Genomic DNA, 15,788 nt, shown 5'->3' on the forward strand with positions numbered 1-15,788 from the left:
CGACTATTGTGCTGCGAATTTCAGCTCAATGATTTGATTTAGACACAAAAAAGCCGCAATTGATATTGCGGCTATGAATATTATTCAGGATCACTCGCGTACGTAAACAACGTGACCGTCGTCTTCTTCGTCGTCCCAGTCATCCCAATCGTCATCGTCTTCTGTGATCACATCTTTACCAGCGATAGCATCTTTATGGTAGTCGTCCCACATAAAGTCGACTTTATCTTCTTCGCTCACTTCTTCTGTTTCACGAGGAAGATTTTCCATAAACTCAGCCAGCTTGTAACAAAGCTCTTTGGTGCCTTGCTTGTTGACCGCGGAGATCTTGAAGTATTCGCCTTCCCAACCCAGAGCATCCAAAATGCCTTGGATGATCTCGTCTGCTTCCTCTTCTGGCATCAGATCAACTTTGTTGAAAATCAACCAGCGCGGTTTGTCAGCCAACTTCTCACTGTACTGCTCAAGTTCATCAATGATGGTTAACGCATTTTCAATCGGATCCGATTGATCGATCGGCATAATATCGATCATATGCAGTAGCACACGGCAACGTTCTAGGTGCTTCAAGAAGCGAATACCTAGTCCTGCGCCATCTGCCGCCCCTTCAATCAGTCCAGGAATGTCGGCCACCACAAAGCTCTTTTCTGGGACCACACTCACCACACCCAAGCTCGGGATCAAAGTGGTAAATGGATAGTCAGCCACTTTCGGCTTAGCGGCCGAGACTGCGCGGATGAACGTCGACTTACCTGCGTTCGGCAGACCCAACATACCCACATCAGCCAATAACAGTAGCTCTAGGCGAATCTCACGCACTTCACCTTTGGTACCTAATGTTTTTTGACGCGGTGCGCGGTTTACCGAAGACTTAAAGCGCGTGTTACCCAGACCATGCCAGCCGCCTTTTGCGACCATAACTTTCTTGCCGTGTTCAGCCACTTCAGCAACGATCTCATTGGTATGAATATCCACCGCTCGAGTACCCACGGGTACACGTAAAACCTTGTCTTTACCGCGTTTGCCGGTACAGTTACCGCCACGACCATTTTCACCACGTTCCGCTTCATAGAAGCGTTGGAAGCGATAATCAATCAGTGTGTTGAGGTTTTCGTCGGCTAGGATGTAAACATCACCACCGTCACCACCGTCACCCCCATCCGGGCCACCTTTCGCAACGAATTTCTCTCGCCAGAAACTCACTACACCGTTACCGCCATCACCGGCTTGAACTTTAACTACCGCTTCATCAACGAATTTCATCTCTTACTCCGCCCTATTGCTACTCATGCAGCTGCGTTGCAAATATCATCTCAAGCCCGACAAAGCGTGGCGTGAATGATACAAATTCTAGCAGATTCCAATTTTAGATCGATCACCCGCAATCTCAGATCGTTCTGCTACTTAGGAATATATAATGAGGGACTTTTTGCAAAGTGCCTTAGTATCTACTCTTTGTTGCTGCTAACCCGCTGAAGAGAAATAAAAAACCCCGCCGAATCGGCAGGGCTTTTGAATTCAGCTTGAAAGCTAATCAGTAACTAAGCGAGGTGCTCAAATTACTCAGCTTCGATGCTAACGAATTTACGGTTTTTAGGACCTTTCACTTCGAACTTCACTTTACCTTCGGTAAGAGCGAATAGAGTGTGGTCTTTACCGATACCAACGTTAGTACCAGCGTGGAACTTAGTACCACGTTGACGAACAATGATGTTACCTGCAAGTACAGATTCACCACCGAAACGCTTAACACCTAGACGTTTGCTTTCTGAATCGCGGCCGTTACGAGTAGAACCACCAGCTTTTTTGTGTGCCATTGTTAAACTCTCCTAATCGATTAAGCGTTGATACCAGTGATTTTCACTTCCGTGAACCACTGACGGTGACCAGCTTGTTTGCGAGAATGCTTACGACGACGGAACTTAACGATTTTTACTTTATCGCCACGACCGTGTTGTACAACTTCTGCAACTACTTTGCCGCCCTCTACAAGAGGAGCACCAACTTTAATGTCTTCACCGTTAGCAACAAGAAGAACTTTCTCAAATTCTACAGTTGCACCAGTTTCAACGTCTAATTTCTCTAAACGAAGAGTTTGACCTTCGCTTACACGGTGTTGTTTACCACCAGATTGGAAAACAGCGTACATATCTTACTCCGCTTTTTCCGCACAGCCGTATGCTTTTTGAGCACTGAGGGTGTGCGCTAAACTAATCATCAATAGGGCGCAGATTCTACAGAAAGGTCGCACCTATGACAAGCCATATTTTGAAAAAATTGGCGAAAAGCTAATCGCCAATGAAAAGTGCCGAGATGATGCCCTTTAACCATGTATTTATCAACGTTTTTTAGTGTATTATTCAGCAATTAAAGTAGATAAGAATACCTTACAAGTTCTAACCTCAGCCGGATTTACAATGGATTTTAAAGCTATCCAAGCTCTCACCGCCGATGACATGGCAAAAGTGAACGAAACAATTCATGCTCAGCTCAACTCTGATGTCTCTTTAATTAACCAACTTGGTTTTTACATTGTCAGTGGTGGAGGTAAGCGTATACGCCCTCTTCTGGCTGTCATTTCTGCCCGAGCACTCGGTTATCAGGGAGAAGCCCACACCACGGCTGCAGCCTTTATCGAATTTATTCACACTGCTACCTTGTTGCACGATGATGTCGTGGATGAATCAGACATGCGTCGTGGAAAAGCCACCGCTAACGCAGCGTTTGGTAACGCGGCCAGTGTATTAGTAGGAGATTATATCTACACTCGCTCTTTTCAGATGATGACCGAGCTAGGATCGTTGAGGATCCTCAAGTTAATGAGTGATGCGGTCAACGTTATCTCTGAAGGCGAAGTACAACAGTTGATGAACTGTAACGACCCTAATACCACTGAGGAGAGTTACATGCAGGTCATCTACTCGAAAACGGCTCGCTTGTTTGAAGCGGCCACGCAAATTGGCGCCATTTTGAGTGACGCTCCTGAAGAGGTCGAACTGGCTCTGCAAAACTACGGTAAATACCTCGGCACCGCCTTCCAACTGATCGACGATGTGATGGACTACACCTCAGACGGTAAAGAGATGGGCAAAAACGTCGGCGACGATCTCGCCGAAGGGAAACCGACACTGCCGCTGCTTTATGCGATGCGTCATGGTACCTCTGAGCAAGCTGAGATGATTCGCGAAGCGATAGAGAAAGCCAACGGGATGGAACGCCTGCATGACATAATGACGGCAATGGAACAAACAGGCTCTCTCGACTACACCCGCCAAAAAGCCTATCAAGAAGCCGACAAAGCGATTGCTGAACTCGATATTTTGCCTGAGTCTCCATACAAACACGCACTGGTGACCTTAGCTCATATGTCAGTCCACCGCAGCAGCTAATCACGCCGCCACACAGCAAAGCACAGAGACAACAACGGGAACCCTAGGGTTCCCGTTTGCCTCTATCGAGGCCATCCAGCACAGCAAAACGAAGGCAATTGACCGTGTTTAGGTTTAAGTCTAACGCTCTCCCTCTAAACACTGTGCCCGCTTTAAAACATTAACAACAATACTTCGATTGAGATGCGAAATTAGTATGTTTTGTGAGCAATATATTCTTTAATCTTATCAATTTGTCATTATTTCAAGCTGACTCCCTCTATTCCTCGCTTTTGTAGTGGCTGTCACTGAAATGTCATCCCGGCGTCATCGACCGCTCATCAATTTGCAGCTTGCCTGTCATCTCACTTTTTTATTCTCGGCACAGATTCGCTATTTGCAGAGGATAATATGTCAATATCTAGCCCGTTCCGTTTACCCACTAAAACCCCACTTCGTGTGGCTGAAAGCCTGACTGAATGGGCGACAGGACTAAGCCAACTCGACAAGTTCTATGCGCAGCGTCCGGTCAACTGCGATACCCGCTGTTTTCTTCGCTATACCCTAGAAGTGCTTGGCATTGATTATCGAGTGGTTAAAGGACACGCAGACGCGGTACCCAAACAAGGCGCCACCGTAGTCGTCGCCAACCACCCGCTCGGATGCGTAGAAGGGGTGATTCTGGCTGAGCTATTACTTATGTTGAGAAGTGACGTCCAGATCCTCGCCAATCAATATTTAAAAACCGTACCAGAACTCGATGAGCTGTTTATCGGGGTCGATGTATTTGAAGGTGCGGATGCGCCGCGGGCGAACTTAAAGGCGCTGCGTCAAGCCCATCAACACTTGGCCAACGGCGGATTACTATTGCTGTTCCCCGCTGGCGAAGTCTCGCAGTTAGTCAAAGGCACTGTCCCACGTCTAGAAGATAAGGAGTGGAGCCGCTCCATCAGCCATCTAGTTCGTAAGTCTCGCGCCACAACCGTACCAATGTTTATCGATGGTCAAAACTCAAAACGTTTCTACTTAGCTGGCAAAGTGCACCCTCTGCTTCGCACCTTAATGCTCGGCAGAGAGTTACTCAACAAAACGAATCACACCATCGGGATATCGATTGGTGAGCCGATCAAGTATAAAGAGGTCAATTCACTGACCGACGCACAGATCGTCCACTACTTGCGCCTCAATACCTATTTGCTACAAACGCCGCCTTCCACCAAGTCAGTCACATCGCCCGCGAGTAAGTCTGAGATCCCAGTCGCTCCGTCATTACCAATAGAGGATCATCTCGATGATCTTCGCCAACTCCCCAAGCAGCACCATCTGTTATCCAGTGGCGAGTTTGACGTCTACTGCACCAGTGCTGATCATATTCCATCGATCATGCACGAAATAGGAAGACTCAGAGAACTCAACTTTCGCCAAGTAGGAGAAGGAACAGGCAACGCATTGGATATTGATCGATTTGATCGCTACTACCTGCAACTATTTGTTTGGGATCGAGATAAACAGCGATTAGTCGGCGCCTACCGTTTAGGACTGGTTGATCAGATTGTGGCGCAATACGGGCTAGATGGACTCTACTCACGCACCCTATTTCACTACCAGCAACCGTTTATCGACAGCATGGGAAAATCGATTGAAATGGGTCGCTCAGTTATCGATAGCGCCTATCAAAAATCCATGGCGCCACTGCTGCTACTGTGGAAAGGTATCGCGCGTTACGTCGCAAATCATCCAGACTACACCCACCTATTCGGTCCGGTCAGTATCAGTAATGACTACAGCGAACAAACTCGCCAGCTTTTGGCACAAACTATGACCCTACATCATTACGATAACCACAAAGCAGAATTCGTGACGCCATCAAATCCGCTGCCCAAAACTGAGTTGAGATGGAATCAAGCGATGTTGTCTGCGCTTGCCGACCTACAGCTGTTGTCGCGCGTGATTGGACGAATTGACGACGGCAAAGGCGTGCCTGTGTTACTGAGACAATATCTGGCGCTCAACGGCAAGCTCACTTGTTTTAATGTTGATCCCGATTTCAACGATGCGCTCGATGGTTTGATCATGGTTGATCTGAGGGACGTGCCGGTCAAAACGCTTAGTCGCTATATGGGGGCAAACAGTGCTGAGCAATATTTAGCTCGCCATCGCTGACGGGCTGTTCATCCTCGACAACTTGAGCCACGTGACCCAGTCGGCACTTTTTATATCAAAATTATGTGCTTAATTGTGGCTTGAGTATGTCCAATCCTCCAATTTTCCAGCCAAGATAACAGGATAAATCGCCATTGGCTTACTGAGTGTTAGATAGACTCGCTAAATTGGGCTAGCTAGATAGCAACAAATTAGATTGACGAAAAAATAATCAGGAGAAATGCTAGGTGGGATTTAGCAAGACAACAATAAGGAAGTAAACTCGCTATGCTGCCCTCAAAAACAAAACTACGTTCCCTCATCACTGGTACTTTAACCCTGTCACTGGCATTCACTTCTTTGGTAAGCTTCGCTGAAGACAAAGTATATCGCTTAAAACTTGCAGAAACCTGGGGGCCGAATACCCCAATCCTCGGCGATGCCACGAAAAATATGGCGCAGTTGGCAGAGGAGATGTCCAATGGTCGCTTGCAGATTCGCATCGATTCCGCCAACAAGCATAAAGCGCCTCTCGGCATTTTTGATATGGTCAAATCCGGCCAATACGACTTAGGTCATTCCAGTTCATACTATTGGAAAGGCAAAGTTCCCAATACACTCTATTTCTCTTCCATGCCGTTTGGCATGATTTCGACCGAGCAATACGCTTGGTTCTATCGAGGCGGTGGTATGGAGTTAATGGAGAAAGTGTACGCTCCGCATAACTTGCTGTCGTTCCCAGGCGGAAACTCAGATATTCAAATGGGTGGTTGGTTTAAAAAAGAGATCAACTCTGTCGACGACCTACAAGGACTGAAGATCCGTATTCCAGGCTTTGCTGGTGAGGTGATGGCCAAAGTCGGCGCGGCGCCAACCAATATCGCGCCTGGCGAGCTCTACACTTCTCTCGAGCGAGGAACCATCGACGCCCTTGAGTGGGTCGGCCCAGCGTTTGATCTACGTATGGGCTTTCAAAAAATCGCTCCATACTACTACACCGCGTGGCATGAGCCGGGTTCAGAAACTCAATTCCTGGTCAACAAGAAAAAGTGGGACTCACTGCCAAAAGATCTCCAGACCATTTTGGAAACCGCTTTTCGCGTAGCGGCATTTGATATGTATACTCAAGCCGTGGATGCCAACGCCAATAGCTGGGCAACCATGAGTGCAGAGTACCCAGACATCAAAGTGCGTGATTTCCCACCGCAAGTGCTGGAAGCGATGCGAGCGGCAACCGAAGAACTTTTGGCTGAACAAGCCACTCAAGACCCTTTAGCCAAAGAGATCATCGAGTCACAAAAGCAGTATTTGACCAAGGTGCGAGCATGGACAGATATCTCATCTAAAGCCTATCTAGACTCCAATCAATAACCTCTCCCTATTGGCAGAGCTATGGCTCTGCCAATGATTCGCTCACCAAATAACACCGCGTTAAATATTTATCAGCAAAATTGTCATTAACTTTCACCAAACAGCGAAAGTAGAGATTTGTCACACTTAAAAACCCAACCCACCAAAAACAAAAGTGACAAAGATCACGCAGAGGTTACTATCCAACCACAGATAAATGTCATTAAAAGATCTAGATCACATTAAATTTAAATATCAAAACCATAAGAATGTGACTATAAGCATTAAAAAATAGTTGACTTTTTTCTACTTCATATAATGTCAAAAAATTACAGCGTCAAAAAGAGAAAGGGATCACTAAGATTTTGTTTGGTGGGTTGGTTTTTCGTTACTTAAATCACAAAAAACCCGTCATCAGTTCCGAATTGAATTTGTGTGGTAAATTGATTGGGTACTAAGCAATCAACGGTTTTGGCGAACCGTACTACTACAATATTCATCAGAACATCAAACGGGGAACTGTTATGATATCACCAGACACTAAGATCAAGATACAAAATTTTGGTCGTTTTCTATCGAATATGGTAATGCCTAACATTGGCGCATTCATTGCGTGGGGCTTTATCACTGCACTATTTATCCCAACCGGTTGGCTGCCAAATGAAACGCTCGCGGCCATGGTCGGTCCGATGATCACCTACTTGTTGCCACTATTGATCGGCTATACCGGTGGTAAATTGGTCGGTGGTGACCGCGGCGCCGTCGTGGGTGCGATAACCACTATGGGCGTGATCGTCGGTACCGATATTCCGATGTTTATGGGCGCAATGATGGTCGGTCCTTTAGGGGGCTGGGCAATCAAGAAGTTTGACAACTACATCGATGGCAAAGTGAAGAGTGGCTTCGAGATGTTGGTCAACAACTTTTCTGCCGGCATCATTGGGATGGCCTGTGCCATTATCGCCTTCTTCTTTATCGGTCCTTTTGTCAAAGTCTTATCAGGCGGATTGGCGGCAGGGGTGAACTTCCTAGTCTCGGCACACTTACTCCCTTTGACTTCGATCTTTGTTGAGCCAGCCAAAATCCTGTTCCTCAACAATGCGATCAACCACGGTATTTTCTCACCACTTGGCATTCAACAAGCGACCGATATGGGCCAATCGATCTTCTTCTTGATCGAAGCGAACCCAGGTCCAGGTTTAGGTATCTTGCTCGCATACATGGTGTTTGGTAAAGGAACGGCTCGTCAAACTGCTGGCGGCGCGTCCATCATTCACTTTTTTGGTGGTATTCACGAGATCTACTTCCCGTACATTTTGATGAACCCGCGTCTTATTCTTGCTGCCATCGCCGGTGGTATGACTGGTGTGTTTATCCTTGTGCTGTTCAATGCCGGATTGGTATCACCTGCCTCTCCAGGTTCAATATTCGCAGTCTTGTTGATGACACCAAAAGCCTCCATTGTCGGTGTGCTAGCCTCTATCGCGGGTGCCGCTGGGGTCTCATTTGCTGTGGCGTCTCTATTGATGAAAACGCAAACCTCTAGCGAGCAAGACGGCGACGAAGCGGCACTAACAAAAGCCACGTCGCAAATGAAAGAAATGAAATCTGGCGCTCACAGTGGAGCCAACATCAGTAGCAGCAAAAAAGGCGATATCGACCTAGCGAATGTACAGAGCATCATCGTCGCCTGTGACGCTGGGATGGGCTCAAGCGCCATGGGCGCCAGTATGTTGCGTAAAAAGGTACAAGACGCAGGCCTGGCGATTCAGGTCAATAACCTCGCCATCAATAGCTTGACTGAGAGTGCCGATATCGTGATTACCCACAAAGACTTAACCGACCGCGCTCGAAAGCACGCGCCAAACGCACGCCATATTTCGTTGACCAATTTTCTAGACAGCGAGATGTACAACCAGCTGGTCACATCATTACTGGCTGCGCAAACAATCGCCGCCAATGACGACAGTGCAGCAAAGGTCTCGGTATTAGCGGCGAATGATGATCACTATGAACCTCAACCGAGTTCGGTGTTTAAAATAGGCCAAGACAATATTTACTTAGGGCTTAACGCAGCCAATAAAGAGCAAGCGATCCGCTTTGCCGGAGAGAAGCTGGTCGAAATGGGTTACGTTGACCCTGAATACGTCGACGCTATGTTCGAGCGAGAGAAACTGGTTCCGACCTACCTCGGCGAGTCCATTGCAGTGCCGCATGGCACCGTCGAAGCAAAAGACAAAGTGAAAAAGACAGGCATAGTGATCTGCCAATACCCAGCAGGTGTTCAGTTCACTGAAGACCAAGATGACGTGGCTAAGTTAGTTATCGGCATTGCCGCCAAAAACGACGAACACATTCAAGTCATCACTACCATTACCAACGCACTCGATGAGCCGCAGGCGATCGAAAGGCTAACCAGCACTAACGATGTCAATGAAATCTTGCGCATCTTAGCAAGCTCACAAGCCGCTTAATTTTTGCTCCTGAGCAAAATCGAGGTCAGCTGTCACTTCCCCCCATGCGGTTGACCTCACCCTAGAGTCGTTATTTTAATGGTAGGTAAATTATGAAAAATGCAGTTCATTTTGGTGCGGGCAATATCGGCCGTGGTTTTATTGGCAAACTTTTGGCTGATGCCAATGTTGAAGTCACCTTCGCCGACGTCGACACACCGCTGGTTGATCAACTCAGCCATCAACAACAATACAAAGTTAAAGTCGTTGGCAGCGAGTGCCAAATCGACACCGTGACTCATGTCACAGCGGTTAACTCAGCCAGTGAAGAAGTCATTGATCGTATTGTTAAAACCGATTTAGTCACCACAGCAGTGGGGCCCAACGTTTTAGATATCATTGCCAAAACCATCGCCACTGGCATTGCCAAGCGCTTTGAAGTCGGCAATGTTAAGCCACTCAATATCATTGCCTGTGAAAACATGGTACGCGGCACAACGCACCTTAAAGGCGAAGTATACAAACATCTCGACCCAGCACTGCACTCACAAGCTGATCTGCTGGTTGGCTTTGTCGACTCAGCAGTCGATCGCATTGTTCCTCCCGCAGAGGCGGCCAACGATGATCCGCTCGAAGTTACCGTGGAAAGCTTCAGCGAATGGATTGTTGATGAGCAACAGTTCAAAGGCGAAATCCCAGACATCGCGGGGATGGAAAAAACCAATAACTTGATGGCCTTTGTCGAGCGCAAGCTATTTACCCTCAATACCGGACACTGCATCACTGCTTATTTGGGCTGTTTAAAAGGGCACCGCACCATACGTGAAGCGATCGAAGATCCGCACATCTACGCCGAGGTCAAACAAGCCATGCTCGAAAGTGGTGAAGTGTTGATTCAGCGCTACGGATTTGAGCGTCCGCTACATCATGCCTATATCAACAAGATCCTTGACCGCTTTGCCAACCCCTACCTCGTGGATGAAGTGGATCGCGTTGGACGTCAACCGATTCGCAAATTGGGGCCAAACGATAGATTAGTCAAACCATTACTGGGTACAATAGAGTATGGCATTGAAAATAAAGCACTTCTAAAAGGTATTGCGGCAGCCTTAAAATACCAAAATCAAGACGACCCGCAAGCCATTGAACTGCAGCAATCTATTGCAGATAAAGGAGTTGGTGCCACCTTAGCGCACTACACTGGCCTAGACAAAAACAGTCAGGAAGTCACGCAGATTGAACGCATTTTCAATGCGCTTTAAGTCCCATCGAGGGGAAGTATTTCCCCTCATTTATCAGTTACAAGTTTAATGTATGGCAGACAGAATTAACGAAAGCGAGATTATAGAGCGATTAAACGGCGCACCGTCGGTGCGGGGTTTCTTTATCGCTGCCGTCGATGTATTCGAGGATGCTATTGATGCCCTGATCCAGCGAATCTTTCGTAAAGACAACTTTGCCGTCCAATCCGTGGTTGGCCCACTGCTCGGTGATTCTGGGCCGCTCGGCGCTCTTTCCGTGCGCTTAAAACTTCTCTATGGACTTGGCGTTCTGCCCGACGACGTCTATCACGATATTGAAGACATCATCAAAATCAAAAATGAGCTCAACAGTGACGCTCGTGACTATGAGTTTACCAACCCGAATGTGCTCGGCCCGATTAAACAATTACATCTAGTGCAAAAAATGGGCATGGTTCAATTAGAAGTGAGTGAGCCAGACGACGATATCGACCTCGACTTTTACCAGTTGCAACTGCAGCGACAACAACAAATCATCAAGTCTGGATTGTCTCTCGCCATTGTGGAAATTTGTAATGAGCTTGGTAGAGACAGCCCTTTCTAATCATTCAACCGACTCATTTTGTTCACACTCACCAATAAAAAAGCCGAGGCATCATACCTCGGCTGATTACTTTCCTCTGAGACCTACTCTACCGTGACCGCTTTCGCTAGGTTGCGAGGTTGGTCTACGTCCGTCCCTTTGATCAATGCAACGTAGTACGAGAGTAACTGCATTGGAATGGTGTAGTAGATAGGCGCCGTGATTTCGCTAACGTGCGGCATGGTAATGATCTTCATTGTGTCATCGCCTTCAAAGCCTGCGTCGGCATCGGCAAACACGTACAGCAGGCCACCACGTGCACGTACTTCTTCCACGTTTGATTTGAGCTTCTCTAGCAGATCGTTACTTGGCGCTACCACAACCACTGGCATATCAGCGTCGATCAAAGCCAGAGGACCATGTTTCAACTCACCCGCCGCGTAAGCTTCTGCGTGAATGTACGAGATCTCTTTCAGTTTCAGCGACGCTTCCATCGCGATTGGGTAGAACTCGCCACGACCAAGGAACAAAGTATGGTGCTTGTCGGCAAAGTCTGTTGCCAGCGCTTCAATATCTTTCTCAAAAGAGAGCGCCGCATTGATCTGCTTAGGCAGCGCGTGCAACGCTTCTACGATCTCTTTTTCTTTCTCTTTGCTGATGCGGTTTTGCTGCTTGCCCAGAGCTGTCACTAACATTAATAAAGCGGAAAGCTGAGTGGTAAAGGCTTTGGTGGATGCAACACCAATTTCTACCCCAGCGCGCGTCATAAAGGCAAAATCTGACTCACGAACCAGAGAAGAGCCCGCCACGTTACAGATGGTCATCGCTGCCATATAGCCTTTCTCTTTCGCTAGGCGAAGCGCTGCGAGCGTATCGGCAGTTTCACCAGATTGAGACAAGGTGATCAATAGGCTATTTGGACGAGTGACAAACTTGCGGTAACGGAACTCAGAGGCGATTTCGACGTCACAACTCACGCCTGCAATGTCTTCAAACCAGTAACGCGCCGTCATACCTGCGTTGTATGAGGTGCCACAAGCCACGATCTGTACGTGCTCTACCTTGGCTAAGATTTCCGCGGCGTTAACACCAATCGCTTCTGTGACGACAGAATCTGCGGTAATACGCCCTTCCATCGTGTTGATAAGCGCAGTCGGTTGTTCATAAATCTCTTTTTGCATGAAGTGACGGTACTGACCTTTATCACCCGCATCATGCTCTGCATTAGATTCAGTAATCTCACGCTCAACACGCTCGCCAGTCGCATCAAACACCGTGACTTCACGGCGAGTGATCTCGGCGACGTCGCCCTCTTCAAGGTACATAAAGCGGCGCGTTACGTTCAGCAGTGCCAACTGATCTGAAGCGAGGAAATTCTCACCAACACCAAAACCAATCACAATAGGGCTGCCTGAACGCGCCACGACGATGCGTGAAGGATCATTGCGATCCAGCGCAACCGTGCCGTAGGCACCTTCCAACTGTTTTGCTGTTTTTTGTACCGCTTCAAGCAGGGTTTCTGAAGTACGAAGTTCCCATTCAACTAGGTGCGCGATAACCTCTGTGTCGGTTTGAGATTCAAACACATAGCCGCGCGATTGCAGCAGTTCGCGCAGTTGTTCATGGTTCTCGATAATGCCGTTGTGCACCACCGCGATGTCACCAGACATGTGTGGGTGTGCGTTGGCTTCAGATGGCTCTCCATGTGTTGCCCAGCGAGTGTGGGCGATACCTGTGCCACCTACCACTTGTGCTGAGTCAACAGCGTCAGCCAACTCTTGAACTTTGCCCAAACGACGCACACGAGTCAGATTTGAAGCACTATCAACAACAGCAACACCGGCTGAGTCATAACCGCGGTACTCTAAGCGGCGTAATCCTTCTACCAAAATTTCAGCGACGTCTCGTTGTGCAACTGCACCGACGATTCCACACATAAGTAACTCCAATTTGTTGATTCCGAGTGGCAGCAAGCAAAGGCCAATGTCGGACTAGTGTTTTTAATATAGTAGTATTCGATTGTCGTCGTGTGCTTAGGCGCAAACGACTTTGACACCATGAGACTCAATTTTTTGCTTAGCCTCAGGCGCTAAATCTTTGTTGGTAATTAATATATCGATGGCCTGCCATGCGAGTTCTAAGTTGGGGATCTTACGGCCAATTTTTTCTGACTCGACCATCACTATCACCTCTCGGGACACTTCAGCCATCACTTTGCTTAAGCCGACTAACTCATTAAATGTCGTAGTGCCCCGATCAAGATCGACCCCATCCGCCCCAATAAACAATTGGTCAAAGTCATAGGAACGCAGGACAGACTCAGCGACTTGCCCCTGAAATGACTCCGAATGGGCATCCCAAGTGCCGCCAGTCATCAGCAAGGTGGGCTCACTTTCTAGCTCATTGAGGGCATTGGCCACATTGAGAGAGTTCGTCATCACCACCAAACCACGCATACCGTCTAGCTGTTTAATCAGGGCAGCGGTGGTACTGCCACTGTCGATGACGATGCGGTTATGCTCACGAATCAACTTCGCAGCAGCTTGAGCCAGCTCATTCTTTCGAACCGAAATATTTTCACTCAATTCATCACTCACCACCTCTTTTGGAAGGGCGATGGCACCACCATAACGACGCAACAGTTGACCATTGGTTTCAAGCGAGGCCAAATCCTTTCTAATCGTGACTTCTGAGGTTTCAAATTGGAGAGATAGCTCCTCCACACTGACTTCACCTTTCTCATTCACTAGATTAGAAATCGCGTGTCTTCTTAATTGAGTATTTCGTTTCGACATTTAATTTTGATTTTAAAGTTTCGAAGTGAAAGCAATTATAGTCAAGTCGAAAGTTTTATGTCCATTTATTTCGATCCAAAAAATTAATAAATAGCGCAAAAACCTTGTCCTAAGACAATTCTTAAGCAGTGATATTGAAATGATTCAGTGGTAGAATTCGCATCCGAAAAGAAAAAAAATTACAGAATTGACCGTTATTTTTTGCCAATAACCCCAGCTTATCCTAGGGCCGTCACAAAAATAGCGTCTATAATCCCAACAAGTTGGTCAGAAAATGACTAAACTTTGTGAAAGACTTTCAGTTCTGAAGCCAACTAAATTCGGCGCTGTCTACTCAAGTTGGCAGGCACAAAATGCCTTAGTGACAGCCTTGGTTTCAGACCAATAACCGACTTTCAAATTGTAACTATATTGACCGGAGAGTATCTTCCATGAAAAAGACCAAAATCGTATGTACGATTGGCCCTAAAACTGAATCTGTAGAGAAGCTAACTGAACTAGTAAACGCAGGCATGAACGTAATGCGCCTAAACTTCTCTCACGGTGACTACGTAGAGCACGGCACTCGTATCGCGAACTTCCGTAAAGTAATGGAAGCGACAGGTAAGCAACTGGCTATCCTACTCGACACTAAAGGTCCAGAAATCCGTACTATCAAACTAGAAAACGGCGACGACGTTGATCTAGTCGCTGGTCAAGAGTTCACTTTCACTACTGACACTTCAGTTGTTGGTAACAAAGATAAAGTTGCGGTAACTTACGCAGGCTTTGCCGCTGACCTAAACGTTGGCAACACTATCCTAGTAGACGACGGCCTAATCGAAATGGAAGTTATTGCAACTTCTGAAACTGAAGTTAAGTGTAAAGTGCTTAACAACGGCGCACTAGGCGAAAACAAAGGTGTTAACCTTCCTGGCGTTTCTGTAAACCTACCTGCACTATCTGAAAAAGATAAGAACGACCTTAAATTCGGTTGTGAGCAAGGCGTTGACTTCGTTGCAGCATCTTTCATCCGTAAAGCGTCTGACGTTCAAGAAATCCGTGAAGTACTGGCTGCAAACGGCGGCGAGAACATCCACATCATCTCTAAGATCGAAAACCAAGAAGGTGTTGATAACTTCGACGAGATCCTAGAGCTTTCTGACGGCATCATGGTTGCTCGTGGTGACCTAGGTGTTGAAATCCCAGCTGAAGAAGTCATCTTCGCTCAGAAGATGATGATTGAGAAGTGTAACCGCGCACGTAAGATGGTTATCACTGCAACTCAAATGCTTGATTCTATGATCAACAACCCACGTCCTACTCGTGCGGAAGCAGGCGACGTTGCTAACGCCGTAATGGACGGAACTGACGCAGTTATGCTTTCTGGTGAAACAGCGAAAGGTAAGTACCCAGTTGAAGCCGTCACTATCATGGCTCAAATCGCGAACCGCACTGATTCAGCGCTAAAAGCTGAACTAGGTTCTCGTCTAGACAGCCCACGCCTACGCATCACTGAAGCGGTATGTAAAGGCGCGGTAGACACAGCTGAGAAACTAGCGGCTCCACTTATCGTTGTTGCAACTGAAGGTGGTAAGTCTGCACGTTCAGTACGTAAGTACTTCCCAACAGCAAACATCCTAGCTCTAACCACTAACACTAAGACTGCTGCTCAGCTCGTTCTAACTAAAGGTGTGACTCCAGTGGTTGTTGATTCTATCGACAGCACTGACGCATTCTACGTAGCGGGTAAAGAACTGGCTCTAGAATCTGGTCTAGGTAACAAAGGTGATATCGTTGTGATGGTTTCTGGTGCTCTAGTCGCTTCAGGCACAACTAACACTGCTTCTGTACACGTTCTATAATAGAAACGCGAC

At 47.3% G+C, this 15,788-nt stretch carries 12 protein-coding genes; 7 read left to right on the plus strand and 5 right to left on the minus strand.

Going from position 1 to position 15,788, the window contains the following annotated elements; all coding sequences use genetic code 11:
* Window positions 1-90: 90 nt before the first annotated feature.
* The 3 genes from cgtA to rplU form a co-directional block, all read right to left on the minus strand.
* A complete protein-coding gene (cgtA, locus tag MTO69_RS11670; RefSeq protein WP_248329426.1) occupies window positions 91-1,263 on the minus strand; it encodes an Obg family GTPase CgtA in 1,173 nt (390 codons plus the stop codon).
* A 296-nt stretch (window positions 1,264-1,559) separates the two neighbouring features.
* A complete protein-coding gene (rpmA, locus tag MTO69_RS11675) occupies window positions 1,560-1,817 on the minus strand; it encodes a 50S ribosomal protein L27 (protein WP_004409945.1) in 258 nt (85 codons plus the stop codon).
* A gap of 20 nt (window positions 1,818-1,837) precedes the next feature.
* Window positions 1,838-2,149 (minus strand): 50S ribosomal protein L21, encoded by a 312-nt coding sequence (gene rplU, locus MTO69_RS11680; protein WP_004409940.1) that lies wholly within the window; start codon window positions 2,147-2,149, stop codon window positions 1,838-1,840.
* Window positions 2,150-2,417: 268 nt separating this feature from the next.
* On the opposite strand from rplU, the gene ispB reads away from it, so the two are divergent.
* The 6 genes from ispB to MTO69_RS11710 all read left to right on the plus strand — a co-directional run bounded on the left by ispB (window position 2,418) and on the right by MTO69_RS11710 (window position 11,158).
* On the plus strand, window positions 2,418-3,389 hold the full coding sequence (gene ispB / locus MTO69_RS11685) for an octaprenyl diphosphate synthase (protein ID WP_248329428.1): 972 nt from the start codon (window positions 2,418-2,420) through the stop codon (window positions 3,387-3,389).
* A gap of 390 nt (window positions 3,390-3,779) precedes the next feature.
* Window positions 3,780-5,531 (plus strand): lysophospholipid acyltransferase family protein, encoded by a 1,752-nt coding sequence (locus tag MTO69_RS11690; protein ID WP_248329430.1) that lies wholly within the window; start codon window positions 3,780-3,782, stop codon window positions 5,529-5,531.
* Between the two features lie 267 nt (window positions 5,532-5,798).
* Window positions 5,799-6,881, plus strand: a complete 1,083-nt coding sequence (locus tag MTO69_RS11695; protein ID WP_248329432.1) for a TRAP transporter substrate-binding protein — start codon at window positions 5,799-5,801, stop codon at window positions 6,879-6,881.
* A 503-nt stretch (window positions 6,882-7,384) separates the two neighbouring features.
* Entirely contained in the window at window positions 7,385-9,334 is a 1,950-nt protein-coding gene (locus MTO69_RS11700; protein ID WP_248329434.1) for a PTS mannitol transporter subunit IICBA, read from the plus strand.
* Window positions 9,335-9,426: 92 nt separating this feature from the next.
* Complete coding sequence (locus tag MTO69_RS11705; protein WP_248329436.1) at window positions 9,427-10,575, plus strand: mannitol-1-phosphate 5-dehydrogenase; 1,149 nt, start codon at window positions 9,427-9,429, stop codon at window positions 10,573-10,575.
* Window positions 10,576-10,627: 52 nt separating this feature from the next.
* Entirely contained in the window at window positions 10,628-11,158 is a 531-nt protein-coding gene (locus tag MTO69_RS11710) for an MltR family transcriptional regulator (RefSeq protein ID WP_248329438.1), read from the plus strand.
* Between the two features lie 83 nt (window positions 11,159-11,241).
* Here MTO69_RS11710 and glmS read toward each other — a convergent pair whose 3' ends face one another.
* Complete coding sequence (gene glmS, locus MTO69_RS11715) at window positions 11,242-13,074, minus strand: glutamine--fructose-6-phosphate transaminase (isomerizing) (protein ID WP_248329440.1); 1,833 nt, start codon at window positions 13,072-13,074, stop codon at window positions 11,242-11,244.
* 96 nt (window positions 13,075-13,170) lie between these two features.
* On the minus strand, window positions 13,171-13,932 hold the full coding sequence (locus MTO69_RS11720) for a DeoR/GlpR family DNA-binding transcription regulator (RefSeq protein WP_248329442.1): 762 nt from the start codon (window positions 13,930-13,932) through the stop codon (window positions 13,171-13,173).
* A 431-nt stretch (window positions 13,933-14,363) separates the two neighbouring features.
* Between MTO69_RS11720 and pykF the strand changes: the two genes are divergently transcribed.
* Window positions 14,364-15,776 carry a pyruvate kinase PykF gene (pykF, locus tag MTO69_RS11725; RefSeq protein ID WP_248329444.1) on the plus strand — a complete coding sequence of 471 codons (1,413 nt, stop codon included), beginning with the start codon at window positions 14,364-14,366 and terminating at the stop codon, window positions 15,774-15,776.
* Window positions 15,777-15,788: the final 12 nt, after the last annotated feature.

Origin of the sequence: Vibrio sinaloensis, assembly GCF_023195835.1 — a bacterium.
GTDB lineage: Bacteria > Pseudomonadota > Gammaproteobacteria > Enterobacterales > Vibrionaceae > Vibrio > Vibrio sinaloensis_C.